The organism is Shinella sp., assembly GCF_052438155.1.
GTDB lineage: Bacteria > Pseudomonadota > Alphaproteobacteria > Rhizobiales > Rhizobiaceae > Shinella.
This window is the reverse complement of the sequence record NZ_JBQVPI010000039.1, coordinates 17,511-33,591: the sequence shown is the minus strand read 5'-3', so window position 1 is coordinate 33,591 and position 16,081 is coordinate 17,511. Positions and strand designations below refer to the sequence as shown.

The 16,081-nt window shown below is 63.1% G+C and carries 11 protein-coding genes and 2 pseudogenes; 2 read left to right on the top strand and 11 right to left on the bottom strand.

From position 1 onward, the window contains the following. Window positions 1–297: 297 nt before the first annotated feature. The 9 genes from ACT6VE_RS31560 to ACT6VE_RS31520 all read right to left on the bottom strand — a co-directional run bounded on the left by ACT6VE_RS31560 (window position 298) and on the right by ACT6VE_RS31520 (window position 12,794). Entirely contained in the window at window positions 298–1,830 is a 1,533-nt protein-coding gene (locus ACT6VE_RS31560; RefSeq protein ID WP_444802196.1) for a trimethylamine methyltransferase family protein, read from the bottom strand. Window positions 1,831–1,927: 97 nt separating this feature from the next. Further along, entirely contained in the window at window positions 1,928–3,484 is a 1,557-nt protein-coding gene (locus tag ACT6VE_RS31555) for an ABC transporter substrate-binding protein (RefSeq protein WP_444802195.1), read from the bottom strand. 45 nt (window positions 3,485–3,529) lie between these two features. Then, window positions 3,530–4,543 carry an oligopeptide/dipeptide ABC transporter ATP-binding protein gene (locus tag ACT6VE_RS31550; protein ID WP_444802194.1) on the bottom strand — a complete coding sequence of 338 codons (1,014 nt, stop codon included), beginning with the start codon at window positions 4,541–4,543 and terminating at the stop codon, window positions 3,530–3,532. After that, entirely contained in the window at window positions 4,540–5,502 is a 963-nt protein-coding gene (locus ACT6VE_RS31545; RefSeq protein ID WP_444802193.1) for an ABC transporter ATP-binding protein, read from the bottom strand. Before ACT6VE_RS31545 ends, ACT6VE_RS31550 begins: the two co-directional genes overlap by 4 nt. Further along, window positions 5,499–6,407, bottom strand: a complete 909-nt coding sequence (locus ACT6VE_RS31540) for an ABC transporter permease (RefSeq protein ID WP_444802192.1) — start codon at window positions 6,405–6,407, stop codon at window positions 5,499–5,501. Before ACT6VE_RS31540 ends, ACT6VE_RS31545 begins: the two co-directional genes overlap by 4 nt. 1 nt (window position 6,408) lies before the next feature. Then, on the bottom strand, window positions 6,409–7,353 hold the full coding sequence (locus tag ACT6VE_RS31535; RefSeq protein WP_444802191.1) for an ABC transporter permease: 945 nt from the start codon (window positions 7,351–7,353) through the stop codon (window positions 6,409–6,411). Window positions 7,354–7,402: 49 nt separating this feature from the next. Beyond that, on the bottom strand, window positions 7,403–9,421 hold the full coding sequence (locus ACT6VE_RS31530) for a CocE/NonD family hydrolase (protein ID WP_444802190.1): 2,019 nt from the start codon (window positions 9,419–9,421) through the stop codon (window positions 7,403–7,405). Next, window positions 9,418–10,683, bottom strand: a complete 1,266-nt coding sequence (locus ACT6VE_RS31525) for an MFS transporter (protein WP_444802189.1) — start codon at window positions 10,681–10,683, stop codon at window positions 9,418–9,420. The genes ACT6VE_RS31530 and ACT6VE_RS31525 overlap by 4 nt, the downstream gene beginning before the upstream one ends. Before the next feature lie 8 nt (window positions 10,684–10,691). After that, a complete protein-coding gene (locus tag ACT6VE_RS31520) occupies window positions 10,692–12,794 on the bottom strand; it encodes an oxidoreductase (protein ID WP_444802188.1) in 2,103 nt (700 codons plus the stop codon). 249 nt (window positions 12,795–13,043) lie between these two features. Here ACT6VE_RS31520 and ACT6VE_RS31515 point away from each other — a divergent pair, with 249 nt between their 5' ends. Beyond that, window positions 13,044–13,694, top strand: coding sequence for a TetR/AcrR family transcriptional regulator (locus ACT6VE_RS31515; protein WP_444802187.1), 651 nt, complete (start codon window positions 13,044–13,046; stop codon window positions 13,692–13,694). A 246-nt stretch (window positions 13,695–13,940) separates the two neighbouring features. Here ACT6VE_RS31515 and ACT6VE_RS31510 read toward each other — a convergent pair. Continuing rightward, window positions 13,941–14,150: pseudogene (locus ACT6VE_RS31510) on the bottom strand (IS6 family transposase); the annotation flags it as partial. A gap of 132 nt (window positions 14,151–14,282) precedes the next feature. Between ACT6VE_RS31510 and ACT6VE_RS31505 the strand changes: the two are divergent. Then, a pseudogene (locus tag ACT6VE_RS31505) lies at window positions 14,283–14,985 on the top strand (IS6 family transposase). A gap of 154 nt (window positions 14,986–15,139) precedes the next feature. Here the strand turns inward: ACT6VE_RS31505 and ACT6VE_RS31500 are convergent. Further along, window positions 15,140–16,018: a LysR substrate-binding domain-containing protein gene (locus ACT6VE_RS31500; RefSeq protein WP_444802186.1), complete on the bottom strand. Its 879-nt coding sequence runs from the start codon at window positions 16,016–16,018 to the stop codon at window positions 15,140–15,142. Window positions 16,019–16,081 lie beyond the last annotated feature (63 nt).

The following is a 16,081-nucleotide window of genomic DNA, read 5'->3' as shown; positions in this document are numbered from 1 at the left end:
AATCAACCCGCGACCGAGCCGCAAAATCCACTCTTCCAAGGCCAAAAAAATCTCAGTTCATTTGACGACGGACAATCGATACATCCTAATGAGTCGCCTTCCGTTTGAAGGCGACGCGAGGAGATTAGCCTTTCTTTCCTGGCTTCGAGCGGAGTTCGTGACACGCTGACGGGTCTCGATGGCAACGATGGTTTTCAGCAGCGTCTGCCGCATGCGGAGTGCATCCCTCGAGGTGGACATTGATCAGGCTGGAGCCTGACAGTTTCCTCGGCAAAGCCGGGGAAACATCCTATCGGGCTAGAATTGCAGGCGCCCAATCTCGTCTTTACGCCGCGCGACGAAGGCCTCGAGTTCTTCGTCGATGGCGGGGTCGAGCGGGGGCTGCTCGTAGGTGCGCAACAATTCCTTCCAGATCCCGTTTGCACGTTCGGTGCCCGTCCTGCTCCCGCCTTCTTGCCAGTTCTCGAAATTCCGCCAGTCAGACAGCATCGGTTCGTAGAAAGCGTTTTCGAAGCGCTCCAGCGTGTGGTTCGTGCCGAAAAAATGGCCGCCGGGGCCGACCTCGCCGATCGTGTCGACCGCCATGCTGGCGTCATCCACCACGATCGGATCGAGGAAACTGCGCATCATCTGCAGCATCTCGGCATCGAGGATGAGTTTTTCGAATGATGCCGTCAGCCCGCCTTCCAGCCAGCCGGCCGCATGCTCGACGAGGTGGACACCGCCCATGACCGTGCCCCAGAGCGACATGCCGCTTTCATACGCGGCCTGGACATCCACCGCGTTGGAGGCCGTCACGTTGGACGAGCGGAACGGCACACCGTAGCGCCTTGCAAGCTGGCCCGAGGCGATCTGCGCCTTGGCATATTCCGGCGTGCCGAAAGCAGGCGAGCCGGTGCGCATATCGACATTCGACGTGAAGCCGCCATAGAGGACGGGCGCGCCCGGATTGACGATCTGGGCCAGCGCAATCAGTGCCAGTGCCTCGGCATTCTGCTGGGTCAGGGCGCCGGCGATCGTCACGGGGCTCATGGCCCCCGACAGCGTGAACGGCGTGAGCGCGATCGGCTGACCGGCGCGCGACATGGCGCAGAGACCCTCCCCCATCGGGATATCGAGCCTCAATGGCGAGTTTGAATTGATGATGGTCAGCGTCGCGGGATTGTTCTTCAATTGCTCGCGCGATTGCTGAAGCGTGATCGACAACATGTCGATGGCATCCTCGACGCGGTACCCGCCGAGCGCCCAGCATTGCCAGTTCTTGTCGGTCAGGCGAATGGCGGCATGATAGAAATCGAGATGGCGACTATCGGGCGGCAGGTCGGTCGGCTCGCAGGGGCAGCCGCCTTCCTGATGGATGATGTTGAGGCTCTGCACGACGCGGATATAGTCGCACATGTCGGCGTAGTTTCCGGCCCGCCGTCCCCGATCAAGATCGCTGACGAAGGCGGGGCCGCCGGTCGCCGCGAAAATCAAACTGCCATCGCCGACAACAAGGTTCCTTGCCGGATTGCGCGCCTGAAGGGTGAAGCTCGAGGGCGCGGTTCGGATCTTTTCTTCGATGAAGGCCGGGTCGAAACGCACCCGCTGGGGCGCTTCATCGACATCCGCGCCGGCCTGCCGGAGCAATTTCCGGCTCTCCTCGTGCATGATTTCCATGCCGGTATCGCGCAGGAGCCTCATGGAGGCGCGGTGAATGGACTCGATTTCGTCCGTGCTCATCACCTGGATCGGCGGGTAGCGGTTGACCACCTTGCCGAAGCGCATCTGCCGGACAGTGCCGCCTTCCGCAAGACGCCGTTCGCGTCTGCTAGTCGAGCTTCGAGCCATGATAAATCTCCGTGATCCTGATCTGCTGCCAAGCGACAATTGCGGAGGAAGTCCCCTCCCGGCCCTCCCTGCTAGGCAGGACCGGGAGGACTGTTGCCTAGGTTTTTGCAAAGCGGGGGATGTCGAGATACCCATCCGCCATGATGCAGGGCTTCAATCCATCGCGCACGACGGCGGCGAAGGTCTCGTGGGTCAGGAAGACGAAGGCACCGGATTCTTCCATCAGGTCCTGCATCTTGCGGTAGATGGCGCCGCGTTTTTCCTGGTCGGTCTCGGCCATGCCGTCCTGAAAGAGCTTTTCGAATTCGGGACTATCGAACTGCGCCCAGTTGTAGACACCGACCTGCGCGGGGCGAAACCAGGTAAGGTTTTCCGACGGATCGACGCCGCCGGCGAAGTTCATCAGCACCAGTTCCAGCGTCCTCCAGGTCTCGCCGGAATTCTTGTCGCCAAGCGTCCAGTAGACGGCATCGTCATGGTTCTTGATATCGACCGTGATCCCGACCGCGCCGAGCAGCGCCTGGATGATCTGGCACGTCAGCTGGCTGGTCTTGTCGTTCTGCGCGGCGAGTTCGACGGTCAGGTCGGAAATGCCGGCTTCCTCGAGCAACGCCTGCGCCTTGGCAGCATCGGCGGGGTAGAGGATCGCATCGCGGTGGCCGACCAGCGCCGGCGGCACGACGCCGGTGGCGGGCGCGGCAAGGCCGGAATAGGAACCCTCCATGATCTGGCTGACATCGAGCGCATACTGGATGGCGCGCCGGACTTTTTCGTCGGCGAATTTCGGATTTTTGACATTGATTGCCAGCCAAGAGAGACGGGTACCGTCCATCTGGATCAACGACGTGTTTTCCGGCAGCTTGGTCTTGTAGGTGGCCAGCGTGTTGAGGCTGATCTTCGCGTAGTCGATCGCCCTGGATTCGTAGGCAAGCGCGGCCGCGTCATCGTCCGTGACGATCTGGAACCGCACTTTGGCAAACGCCGGTGCCGCGCCTTTCCAGGTCGGGTTCAGCGCGAGTGTCAGGCTTTGTTGCGGCACCCATTTCTCGATGACGTAGGGGCCGGCGCTGGCCGGGACCTCGGTGGTGAACCTGCCGCCCACAGCTTCCACCGCCTTTTTGCAGACGATGTGCCCCATGTAATAGGGCAGTGTCGTCACCCAGAATGGTGCCGACGGCGCCTTGAGATGGATAATGCCGGTCCGTTCGCCGGTAACCTCGACCTCCTTCATGGCGTCGAACCCATAGGCCCAGGCCGACGCATTCTTGGGATCGGCGACCCGCTCGAAGGAGTATTTCACATCCTCGGCGGTGACCGGCCCGAAGTCGCCGGTCCAGGTCAGCCAATCGTGCAACTTGAATTCGATCTCGGTCGGCGACTTCTGCCTGAGTTCGCTTGCCGCATGCGGCGTCCAGTCGACGCCATCGCGCACATCGTTCAGACGGTTGAGCGAGACGAACAGGCAGCGGCCGATCTCTTCCTCGAGCAGGCCGTTCTGGAACGCGGGATCGAGCACTTCGATATCGGACGCGCCGCGCACGATCAGCGTGTCGCCCTCCACGGCATAGGACAGTCCCGGACGCAGGGCGAGTGCCGCAGCCCCGGCAGCCACACCCGTGAGAAAATGTCGTCTGTTGATCGAAATCGCGTTCATGATGATTTTCCCTCTGGTTTTTTGGTTGGATCGTCTTTGCTCGTTCTACGTCGATATCAGGCGGAGTTTGCGGGTTGCGGCCATCTGCGGTTCGGCCAATGGAAAGTGGCAGGCGATCTGCCGCTCGCCGGCCGTGCCAGTGAGAACGGGAGCTTCGCTTCGGCAGCGCGGCTGGGCAAACCGGCAGCGGGCATGGAATTCGCACCCGGCCGGGCGTGCGGCGATGCTCGGCACCTCGCCCAGAACCGGCGGTTCGCCGCGGCGCCTCGTCGGATCCGGAACCGGCTCGGAATCCAGAAGCGCCCGCGTATAGGGATGGCGCGGCGCGCGGAAAATATCAGCCGCCGGTCCGCTTTCCACCACACGGCCGAGATAGAGAATGACGACGCGATCGGCGATGTGGCGGGCGATCGACAGATTGTGGGTGATCAGCAGGAATGCGGTGCGCTGTTGCTCGCGAATGTCGAGAAAGAGATTGAGCACCCCGCCCTGCACGGAGACATCGAGGCCGGCGGTCGGCTCGTCGGCGACGATCAACCTCGGCACGACCGACAGAGCACGGGCCACCGCCGCACGCCGCGCCTGCCCGCCGCTCAGCGCATGCGGAAAGCGGCTGAGGAACCGTTCCGAAAGCCCGGCCTGGCGGGCCAGCACGGCGATATCGTCCATCCGCGTCGAGCCCGAGCGGGCGATGCGGCGGGGCTCGGCGATCATCGCACCAATCCGCTGGCGGGGATTGAAGGAACTCAGCGGATCCTGAAACAGCAACGACGCCTGCCGCCGCACGACGTGAAAGCTGCGGCTCGAGAAATCCGCCAGTGCCGTTCCATCGAAGACGATACTGCCAGCCGAAGGCTTGATCAGGCCAAGCAACGTCCGGCCGAATGTCGTCTTGCCCGAACCGCTTTCGCCCACCATGCAGACAATCTCGCCGGGCCGGATCGCGACCGACACGTCGATGAGGATCGAAAGCGGCACTGCCTTGGAGAACGGCAGCCTCGTCGCCGGCACTGCCACCGAAAGCCTGCGCGCCTCGATCAGTGCCGGATCTTCGCTCATGAGGCGCTCCTGTGGCAGCGGGAATGATGCGATGGATCGGACGACGCAATCGCCCAAGGTGGCGAGACGCTGAAGCAGCAGTCCTCGACCAGGCCGCAGCGCCCGGCAAAATCGCAGCCGGCGCCGCCGGGTCGCGGCACGTCGCCTGCTATGACCGGCAAGCGGCGAACGCCTGGTGGAATGAGCGCCAGTTCGCAAGCCAGAAGGGCTTTTGTGTAAGGATGGCGCGGATCGCGAAAAATTGCCTCGACCGGACCTTCCTCGACGATGCGCCCGGCATACATCACCGCAACGCGGTCGCAGATTTCGGCGATAACGCCGAGATGGTGGGAGATGATCAGGATGGCAACGCCGGCACTGTCGCGCAGCGTTCGCATGAGGTGCAGGATCTGCGTTTCCATCGTCACATCAAGGGCAGTGGTGGGCTCGTCGGCAATCAGCAGCGCGGGCTTCATCAGCAGGGCGGCGGCAATCGCCACGCGCTGCAACATGCCGCCGGACAGCTGGAAGGGATAGGCATCGAGCTTGCCCGCCGGATCGGGTATGCCGACATCGCGCAGGGCCGCCACGATCCGTTCGCGCTTGCGGGCGGCCGTCTGGTCGCGGTCGCGCCAGAGCAGGTCGATCAGCTGGCGGCCGAGCGTGTGGATCGGGCTGAAGGCGGTCATCGGGTTCTGGAAGATCATAGCCGCCGCGGGGCCGCGCAGCGCTGCGAGCCCGTTTCGATCCATAGCAAGCATATCGTTGCCGGCCAGCATAAACCGGTCACCGTCGATGCTGGCCGCCTTCGGCAGGAGACCGAGGACGGAATGGGCCAGCGTCGACTTGCCCGAGCCGCTTTCGCCGATGATGCCGACGATCTCGCCCGGCCGGACCGAGAGGTCGACGCCAGCGACCGCCTTGATGAGGCCGCCATAGGCAACCGAGACATTGCGCATCGCCAGCACCGGATCACTCATGGCTTGCGCTCCGGATTGAGCTTCGGGTCGAGCACGTCGCGCAAGGCCTCGCCAAAGAAGGTAAAGCCGATCGTGGCAAGGATCAGTGGCGCGCCGCCGGCGATGACGGGCACGGCGCTGTTGCGGATCACGGCAAACCCGTCGCTGAGGATGTTGCCCCAGCTGGGGATCTGCGGCTTGACCCCGAGGCCGAGGAAGGACAGCCCGGCTTCCAGCGTGATGACCGTCGAGATATCGAGACAGGCGAGAATGAGCAGCGGGCCGATGACATTCGGCAGCAGGTGAGCAAAGAGGATGCGCGGCGTGCCGGCATTCATCACCTGCTCCGCCTTGATGAAATCCCGTGACTTGAGGCTAAGCGTCTGGGTGCGCACGAGCCGCGCATAGGACGGCACGGAGTAAAGCACGATCACCAGAATGACGGTGGAAACGCCGGGCCCGAGCAACACGACGATAGCCAGCCCCAGCATGATCATCGGCAGCGAACTGAGGCTGTCGAAGAGCAGGATCAGCAGTGCATCCAGCCAGCGCGGCCCGTAGCCGGCGATCAGACCGAGCGGCAGGGCGATGGCAAGCGCAATGCTCAGCGCGCTGAGCGCCACCGTCATTGCCGTGCGTGTTCCCCAGATGACGCGGGAAAACAGGTCGCGCCCAAGCTGGTCGGTGCCCAGAAGATGCGAGAAGGACGGATCGGCGAGGCGCTGCTTGACATTGATGGCCGTCGGATTGTACGGCGCCAGATAGGGTGCGAACAGCGCGGTGAGCATGATCAGCGCCACCAGCAGGCAGCCGATGGCGCCGAGCGGTGTCGACACGACATGCGCGGCCGTCCGGCCCACACGCCTCAACACACCCGGCTCGCGGATGGTGGCGTCACTGATCGCTGTGGTCGGGGTGACCGCCATGTCAGAGCGTGCTCCTGATGCGGGGATCGAGCCAGGCGGTGACGGCATCGGCGAGGATCATGCAGGTAACGTAGAGGCCGGAGGTCACCAGCACCGTGCCCATCACCACCGGATAGTTGCGCGACATCACGGCATCGTAGGTCATCTTGCCGAGGCCAGGGCGGGAGAAGACGATCTCGGCAAACACCGAGCCGGTGAGCAACCCGCCGAAGCCGATGGCGATGACGGCGAGGATGGCGAGCAAGGCCTGCTTCAATGCGTAGCGATAGACGATCCGGCTTTCGGCGACCCCATAGGAGCGCAGCGTGCGGATATAGTCTTCGCCCATGGCCTCGATCATCGCGGCACGAACCAATCGCGAGACGTAACCGACCCAGCCCAGACCGACGGCGAACGAGGGCAGGATGAGCGAGCGGATCTGCGCGGCGAAGTCGCCCGGCTCGCCGGCGCCGATTGCCGGTAGCCAGTTGAGCCAGACTGCGAAAATCAGCAGCGAATAGAGAGCGACAACAAAGGACGGCACCGCCACGAAGGAGATTGAGACCAGGCCGATTAGCCAGTCGCCCCATTTGCCATGATGAACGACGGCGACGCAGCCAAGCAGGATGCCGAGCGCGACGGCCCAGAGGAAGCTCGCAACGGCCAGCGTCACCGTATAGGGCAGCACGTCGAGGATCATGGTAATGACGGGCCGGCGGCTCCAGACGTCGAGGCCGAGATCGCCGCGGGCGAGCCGCATCAGGAACATGCCGAGCTGGTCAAGGATCGGCTTGTCGAGGCCCATCATCTCGCGAAACGCTTCCCGCATTTCCGGCGTCGAACGCGGCCCGAGCGCCACCACCGTCGGATCGCCGGGGATCATGTGCATCATCGAAAACAGCAGGATCGCGACGATCAGCAGGATGACAACGGCAAGCGCCGTGCGGCGAACGAGGAACGTGATCATGGGAGGAGACCTCCGCGATCAAACACGGTTTCCGGTCCGTGCGGCGCGGCTACAAATGATCGCGATCGATCCATTCGTCTCCCTCCCGTTCGAAGATGAGTTCGCCGCGCTCGCGCACTTCCAGCCGCCATTCCAGCCGGAACTGCGTCTTGCTGGACGTGACCACCACGCGTGATATCGACTGGGCGTCGGCGTCGGCACTCTTGAAGCCGAGCACCCAGCCCGTATCGATCCGGGCCGAGAGCGGATCGTCCTCGATGATCGACATCCGGTCGACAACCAAGGCCCAGGTTTCATTGGCGCGATCGGTCAGACGCTGGCGGCCGTGGTTGCTGGACAATGTCAACGTTTCGGAACGCTTGCCGGCATCGATGGTCAGAATGCGGGAATGCTGCTCGTCCTCCAGCACCTCCATCGGCACCGGCGGCGATATTTCGGCCTCGTCGAACAGCCGCGCGCCATCGCCCGGCTGCGGCGCGCGCACCGGCAGAACAAACCGGCAGGCACCGGGCTCGATGGTGAAAACCGGCATGCCCGGCTGCGGCCAGAGCACCGGCCAATGCTGGTTGGACAGAACAAGGCGCAGCCGGTTTCCCGTGCCGAAACGCCGGCCGCAATGATTGAGCTGGAGCCGCGCGGTGACGGGCCCGTCCGGCCTGATCGGCACGGGATGCTCGTTGCTCTCGCAATGGGCGAGATTCAGCGAGCCCCAGGTGACCAGCGTCGAGGAGCCATCCGGCAGCACTTCGCAAAGCCGTGCCGTCAGCGCGCCGAGCGGCAGATCGGAGCGCAGGGTGAATTCCACCACCGGAGCACCAAGCAGATCGACATCCCTCGTGAGCATTTCGGTATCGAAGACGAGCCCCAGCCCGTCCTCGCGGCGCTGGTCGCCCGCCATGTCGGGCACATCGCCACCATAACCGCCATAACGGCCGCAATCGCGCCCGGCCGTGACCGGCGAGCAAAGCCGCATCGCCTCGCCTCGTTCCGCAACCTCCCCCAGCCTGCCGGCATTGAGGAAAAGATGTTTCGGGCTGACATTCGGCGAAGGCCAGGACGGATCCTGCACCCAGCGGCCGGGATGCTCCGGGTAGAAAAGCGCCGGCCGGTGCGGGTCCTTGATCAGCGTCGTATAGGCTGGCTCGTCCATGATGCCGGTATCGACGCCCTCCAGCCAATGCCGCCACCAGCGGATCGCTTCCTTCAGATAATGGATCGCCGGACCCGGGTCGCCGAGAAAGGGATAGGCATGCGTCCAGGGGCCGATCAGACCCTTGCGCGGTCCGCCAAGACCTTCCATCAGCCTAGGAACGGCGTTGAAATACGTGTCGTCCCAGCCACTGATCGCATAGACGGGAACGGTGATCTTCGAAAAATCCTCCGAGACGGAACCGCGTTTCCAATAGGCGTCGCGCCGCTGGTGGCGCAGCCATACGGATGACCAGCAACTGGTCGATTCCAGCCGCTCCTGCCACATCGCCCGCCAGCGCTCGCCGACGATCTGCGGATCGGGAGGCAGGGCACCAAGGCCCAGAATGAAGGATGACCACATGGCATCCTCGGTGAGCAGGCTGCCGCCGTAATAGTGGACGTCGTCGGCGTAGCGGTCGTCCGAACAGCAGAGCGCGATGATCGCTTTCAGGGCGGGCGGCTGGCGAGCGGCGACCTGCAACGCGTTGAACCCGCCCCAGGAAATACCGGTCATGCCGACCGCGCCGTTCGACCAGGACCGGCTCGCCAGCCAAGCGATGATTTCGCAGGCGTCGTCCTGTTCCTGCTCGGTATATTCGTCGGTCAGCACCCCCTCGGAATCGCCGGAACCACGAATATCCACCCGGCAGCAGGCAAAGCCGTGACCGGCGACATAGGGATGCATCTTCATGTCGCGGAAGACGGTTCCGTCGCGGCGGCGATAGGGAATGAGTTCGAGGATCGCCGGAACGGGCCTTTCGTCGGCGTCCTCCGGCAGCCAGATCGTGGCGGCAAGCCGCACGCCGTCCTTCATGGTGATGAAGACCGGATCGAGCGTTCGGACCTTGCGCGGATAGGTATCGACGATTTTTGTCATGGGCTGGTCTTTCCGGCGTCGTCACCCTCGGCCTCGTCATGCGGCGTCCATTCGTAGACGGCGGGCGACGTCTGGGGATAGGCGACAAATTGTTCGCGGGATTTGGCGGCCGGCTGGTGGAAACGGCGCCAGAGCGCATAGGCGGCAAACAGCGTGGAAAGGCCGATCGCGTACCAGAAGAAGATCGCCGATCCGAACGGCGCCATACCGGCCGTGACGATCGCCGGCCCGATCGTGCCGCCAAAGGCCCAGATCAGCAGCAGGTTCGAGGAAAGCGTGACGAATTCGCCGGGGTCGGCGCGGTCGTTGGCATGCGCGACGCCCAGCGGATAGAAGATCTCGGAAATGCCGCCAAAGACCGAAAACAGGATGAGAAACACCCAGAACGGCGTCGTTGGCGTGAGAAACAGGAAGATGGTGCAGACCACGGCGAGCACCGCGGCCAGCCACATCATCATCATGCGGCGGTCGAGCCTGTCGGAGAGATAACCGAGCGGGAATTGCAGGAAGAGCGCCCCGAGCTGGGTTGCCGCCATCAGCAGCACGATCGTCTGCTGCGAGAATTGCAGCTCCAGCCCATAGAGCGGGCCGATGGAGGCGAAGGTCGATGAGATCAGGCCGGTCATCAGGCAGGCGAATGCGCCGATCGGCGAAATGCGGAACGTGCGGAAGAGCTTCAGCCCGATCGGTACATGCAGCATCGGCTCGCCGACCCAGATGGCGGTGACCGGGATCAGGGCGATGACATAGCAGGCGGCCGATATCATCAGCATGGCGTCGCCTGTCGGGGCAATGTCGGTGGCAAGCAGCTGGCCAAGACCGTAGAACAAGCCGAGCAGCAGCACATAGAGCGTCAGGATACGGCCGCGGCTCTTGTTGGAGATCATGGCGTTCATCCAGCTCTCGATCACCACGGCCTGACCGGCATTGGCAAAGCCGACGACGGCCTGGATCGCCATGAAGATGGCAAGGTGCGGCTGGGTGCTGAGCGACAGGATGAGCACGGCCGACGTGGCCGAAAGCGCGGCATAGGCACGGACCGCGCCGACCGAGCGGATCAGCCGGACCGAACCGATACAGCCGACAAGGAAGCCTGCACCTTCCGCCCCCACCACCAGACCGACCGCATCCGGCCCATAGCCTTCGGCAATCAGCCGAAGCGGCAGAAGCGTGTGGAACAGCCCGGAGCCCACGGCATGCAGCGCGCCGCCGGCAAGGGGCGATGCGATGGAGAACCGGGACAGGGCGGCGGCTTCGCTCACGCTTTCTCCTACTCGGCGGCTTCAGCTTGTTCGAAGCCGGGTTCGCAATCGGTGATCGGGGTATCGCGGAGATAGAGCCTGCGAGTACCGCCCATGCCCAGTTCGCGGGCCGCCTTGTGGCCACTGTGGACGGCGTGGGTGATCGCGCCGGGCGCAAGCGCATCACCGATGGTCGTGACGCTCTTGATGCCGGCGGTCTCGAGATCGACGCGTCGAGCCTCCAGTGCGTCCAGCAATTCCGTGCGTGGCAGGCGCAGACCGACGATCAGGATCGATCGACAGTGCACCCGGGTTTCTTCGCCGGTGAAGAGATGGGCGAGCGTTGCAGTCTCCCCATCGAAAGCCTTCAGCATCTGCAGCGTCGTGACCGGAACGTTACGGCGGGAAAGCGCCTTGTGCACCAACGGAAGCTCGTTGGTCATGATCGTCCAGGCAGAGGCCTGGCCTGCCGGCGTCACGTAGGAAACGGCGAGACCCTGTGCGGCAAGATGCTCGGTCAGCACGCCGCCATAATAATAGTTGTCGAAATCGAAGACCAGCGTGGGGCCAGACGGCAGGCGGCCGGCGGCGATATCGTCAGGTGTGTAGACCTCTGGATGGTCGATCTGGCCGACCGGGATTTCCATCGAGGAATAGAGCATCCGCATCCAGCGGGCACCGGTCGCCACCACCACATGATCGGGCGCGAGATCGATGATCTCATCGACGCCGAGCGCGCTTTCGAGATACATCGACACATTCGTCATGTCGTTGAGTCGGCCGAGACGGTAATCGACGACGCGGTTCCAGGCAGCCAGGCCCGGCAGCGTCTTTTCGAAGGCCAGCCGGCCACCCCAGACCTTGCCGGCATCGGCAAGCGTCACCTCATGGCCGGCACGCGCCGATGTCAGCGCACATTCGAGACCGGCCGGGCCGCCGCCGACGACGAGAATCCGTTCGCCTCTTGCGGCCTGCTCGACCCGTTCCGGATGCCAGCCGCGCCGCCACTCCTCGCCCGCCGTCGGGTTCTGCGTGCAGCGGACCGGCACGCTGTCATGCCAGCTCGAAATGCAGATGTTGCAGCCGATGCATTCGCGGATTTCCTCGATGCGGCCTTCCCTGATCTTGCGGGGCAGGAATGGATCGGCGATCGAGGGCCGCGCGCCGCCGATGAAATCGAGCACGCCGCGGCGGATCTGGCTGACCATCGTATCGGGCGAGGTAAACCGCCCGACGCCGACGACCGGCTTGCCGGTCATCGACTTGACGAAGTCGATGACCGGCTCGTGGCTGCCCTCGCCGGTGAAGCGGGAGGCGGAACAGTCAGTCGGGCTCGAATCCATCTTCACGTCAAACAGGTCGGCGTGATCGGAGAGCAGTTCGATCAGTTCATGCGCCTCGGATTGCTGGCGCGTCCCGGGCCGGCCGCGAAGCTCCTCGAGACTGACGCGCAACGCCACACCGCAATCCTTGCCGACGGCGTCGCGGGTAACGTCCAGCATCTCCTTGACGAAGCGAACCCGGTTTTCGAGCGACCCGCCATACTCGTCGGTGCGCTTGTTGTATTCCGGCAGCAGGAACTCGTAGCCGAGATAGCCCATGCCGGCATAGACATAGATGATATCGAAGCCGGCGGTGCGGGCCTTGCGCGCCCCTTCGGCCTGCCAGCGCAGCACGTCCTTGATATCGGACCTGTCCATGGTCTTGGGGCGCAGATTGCCCATGAAGCCGATATGGGTCGCCATCCAGGGAATGCCCGAGGGCGACAGGGGCGGCAGGCGGCTGGCGCGGTTCATCACCGAGGCACCGCCATGCCACAGCTCCACGCCGGCAAGCGAACCGTGGCGATGCACCGCCTCGGTCATCAGCGCATGGGCGCGGATGTCGTTCCGGTCCCACATCGTCGCCATCGGCAGGGGCGTATCGTCGGAGGTCTGGTCGATGGAACAGGCGCCGGTGCAGATGACGCCCCAGCCCCCCTCGGCCTTTGTCTCGCGAAAGGCGGCGCGCACCCTGGGCAGCGAGTTGGTCATGCCGCTGGCATGCGGCACCTGGTAGAACCTGTTCGGCGCCGTAACCGGACCGATCCGCACAGGTTCGAACAGCACATCGTATCGGGAATCCCGCGCCATGCTCTTGTCCTCAGTTCCCCGCCCGCCATGTTTTGCGCGGGTCATTGAGGGCAAGGATAGGCAGGTAAAAAAAATTCCGCAAGAGAAATTATAAGATCGTATAACAAGACTTGAAATCTATTTCATTTCATATATTTAAGATGCAATTCAGCCTGCAAATTGACGACCTTTCCGCAATTTTTCTGCGGTGCGGCTTTGCAAGAGCGGCGCGGTTGCGCATGATCGGGATGATGAAAAAGGCTCACTGACTTGGCCAAGACCGAAACACCGAAAAGCCGGGCCCGCTTCCGGCGCGAAACACCGGAAGATCGTCGCCGCCAACTCGGCGAAGCGGCGCTGCGCTGCATTGTCAAGCACGGCAATGCGGGCGTCTCGGTGCGCCAGATCGCGGCCGAGGCAGGCGTATCGCAAGGGCTGATCACCCATCACTTCGGCGAGATCAACGAACTGGTCGCCTATGCCTTCGACATCATGTCGGAGGGGCTCCTTCAGTCCACCCTCAAGGCGGTCGGCGAGGCCGAGCCGACGCCGCGGGGGAGGCTCGAGGCCTTTATCGAAACATCCTTCTCGCCGATCCTGTTCGACCGCGACGTACTGGGCGTCTGGGTGGTGTTCTGGGGACTGATCCTGCATTCGCCCCGCATGAGCACCTCGCAGCAGGCCGAATATTCCGACTACGTCAACACGGTCGAAGGCCTGATCCGCGACCTGGCGGACGCGGAAGGCTTTTCGGTCGGCGATATCAGGCTGACGGCCATCGCGTTTACCGCGCTGCTGGACGGACTCTGGCTCGCCTGGTGCTTGAACCCCACCGCCTTCAAACCCGACGAAGGCATCCAGCTTTGCCGCAACTGGGTGGAAGGCCTGCGCCGGGGCGCTTACGCCGCGCGCCATGAATGATGCCACGGCAAGATCCTCGTGCGGAGCCCTCGGGATCGACACACGGCATGAACAGCTTGCCCCTCGGCTACAGTTTCATCGCATCCCACCTCAGATCATCGCACACGCAGTCTGGCTTTAAAGCAGCACCCTCGGCATCCTCGCAACCAAAAAACCTGTCGGATGCCATTGCCAATGGTCGTACGGGCGACGCCACTTTGACTTCCGCCCAAGCGTGCCGAGGGAATTCCGCCTTGCCGATTGATTTCAGACCATGGTTCCCGTCACAGCTTTCCACACAGCTTTCGCGTAGAGGCGATGCCGGTAAATTTGGAATGCCGATCGTTGTGAGCGAGGTGGGACGAAGAGATTTCTGAAAGCTTCGAAGACAGAGACTAAGCGTTGCAGGCGTCCCGACGATCGGAACCGCTTCATCGATCGCTCCCGCTTTCGCGATGGCACATGCGCGTTCTCGGCATACCCTGGCGCCGCGCCGCACGATAAAGAACTCATCGCCTTGTCAAAGGAGCCGAAAGTAAAGCCATACGGCATGGACGAGGCGTTGTCACATAAACGAGGTGTCAGCGAATTTGGCATGGAGATGGCGGCATGAAGAGTTCTGCCATCAGCTACAAGCGCCCCCGTTTCCCGCGACAGATAATCTCGAATGCGATCTGGCTGTATTTCAGGTTTCCGCTCAGCCTACGCCTTGTCGAGGAAATGCTGCTGGAGCGCGGAATTGCCGTCTCGTATGAAACGATCCGGCGACGGGTTCGGAAATTCGGACCGCCTCCGCAAAGCAACTCCGTCGCAGGCGGCCGTCGCGCCCGGACGTCTGGCATCTGGACGAGGTGGTGATTTCGATCGCGGGCCGAAAGCACTGGCTTTGGCGTGCCGTTGATCAAGACGGCTATGGTCTCGACGAGATTGTTCAGAGCCGACGCGATACGAAGGCCGCAAGGCGACTGCTCGTCAGTTTACTGAAGAAAGCAGGCATGCCGCCGAAGCGGGTCATCACCGACAAGCTTCGCTCGTATGGCGCGACCAGGCGTGACGTCATGCCGGCTGCCGAGCACCAGTCCCACAAAGGTCTCAACAATCGCGCGGAAAATTCTCACCTGCCACCGCGAAAACGAGAGCGTACGATGCAGGGTTTCCGGTCAGCGGCAGTCTGCATCGTTTCATCTCGATCTTTTCAGCACTCCGAAACCTCTTCGTCACCCCCCATCACAAACGCTCCGCTCTCGCGACCCACATGCATCCCATCCGCGCAATGGCGTATTGGAAAGCCGTGACCGGCGTGGTTGCCTGATCTCAGGCTGCTGCGGCAGAGATCGATCATCGCTCGGGAACGTGACAACTCCCACCGGGCACAACTCCTATGCTTTTGGCCCACACACTTTCGGCTTGGAACCTGGCCGTTGCGGGCCGTTTCCTGCCCGGAAATCGCCCTGTTCGGCCTTCAGTCAAACCTGGCCCTGGATCCATTGCAGGAATTTGCGCATCGCCTTTTCATTGCCCCGCCGTTCCAGGTGGACGAGATACCATCCACCGGGCTGCATGATATCGGAGGCGAGCGGCGCAACGAGCGTGCCGGCAGCAATATCGGCCTCGACCAGGAACTGCGGCACGACCACCATCCCCTGCCCGCTGATCGCCGCCTCGATGGCGAGCAGGTTGCTGTCGAAAAGCGGCGCGGATTTCTGCGAGACACCGGTGGCGCCGACGCTTGCGGCCCATGTCGCAGCGTCCTCGGTGGTTCCGCTGACGGCCAGGAAGGAGACATGCCGAAGATCCTCCGGCGCCTTGATGGCCCGGGCGATCGCTGGTGAACAGACACCGACGAGCCGTTCCCGGCGCAGCAGGGTATAGGTCAGGTTCGGCCGGTTTGGCGTGCGCGTGTAGATGAAGCCGATATCGGAGCGATCCGGGTTGAATTCCCAGTCGAGAAGGCTCGCATCGAGGTTCACGGCGACCTCGGGAAACGCTTCCTTGAAGGTCTGGAGCCGCGGTATCAGCCAGCGCACGGCGACCGTGACATAGACCTGCACCGTCAGCGAGGCCGGCGTATGTGTCTGGCGGATAAGATCCGTGGTCAGTGCGATCCGGTCGAGCGCGTCCTGCACGACGGGAAAGTAGACCGCCCCCTCCTCGCTCAGTTCCACGCGGCCGGGCAGCCGCAGGAACAGCGGCGTGCCGAGATTGCGTTCCAGCGAGGCGACCTGATGGCTGATGGCGGATTGCGTGACGCGAAGCTCTTCGGCCGCCGCCTTGAAGCTCAAAAGCCGCGCCGCCGCCTCGAAGGCCCGCAGCGTCGTCAGGGGAGGCAAAGTGCGGCGGACCATGCTTATGAACCAACATGAATTTTACTCATGTAGACGTGATTTCTAATCGTTTGCAAGGCGCCA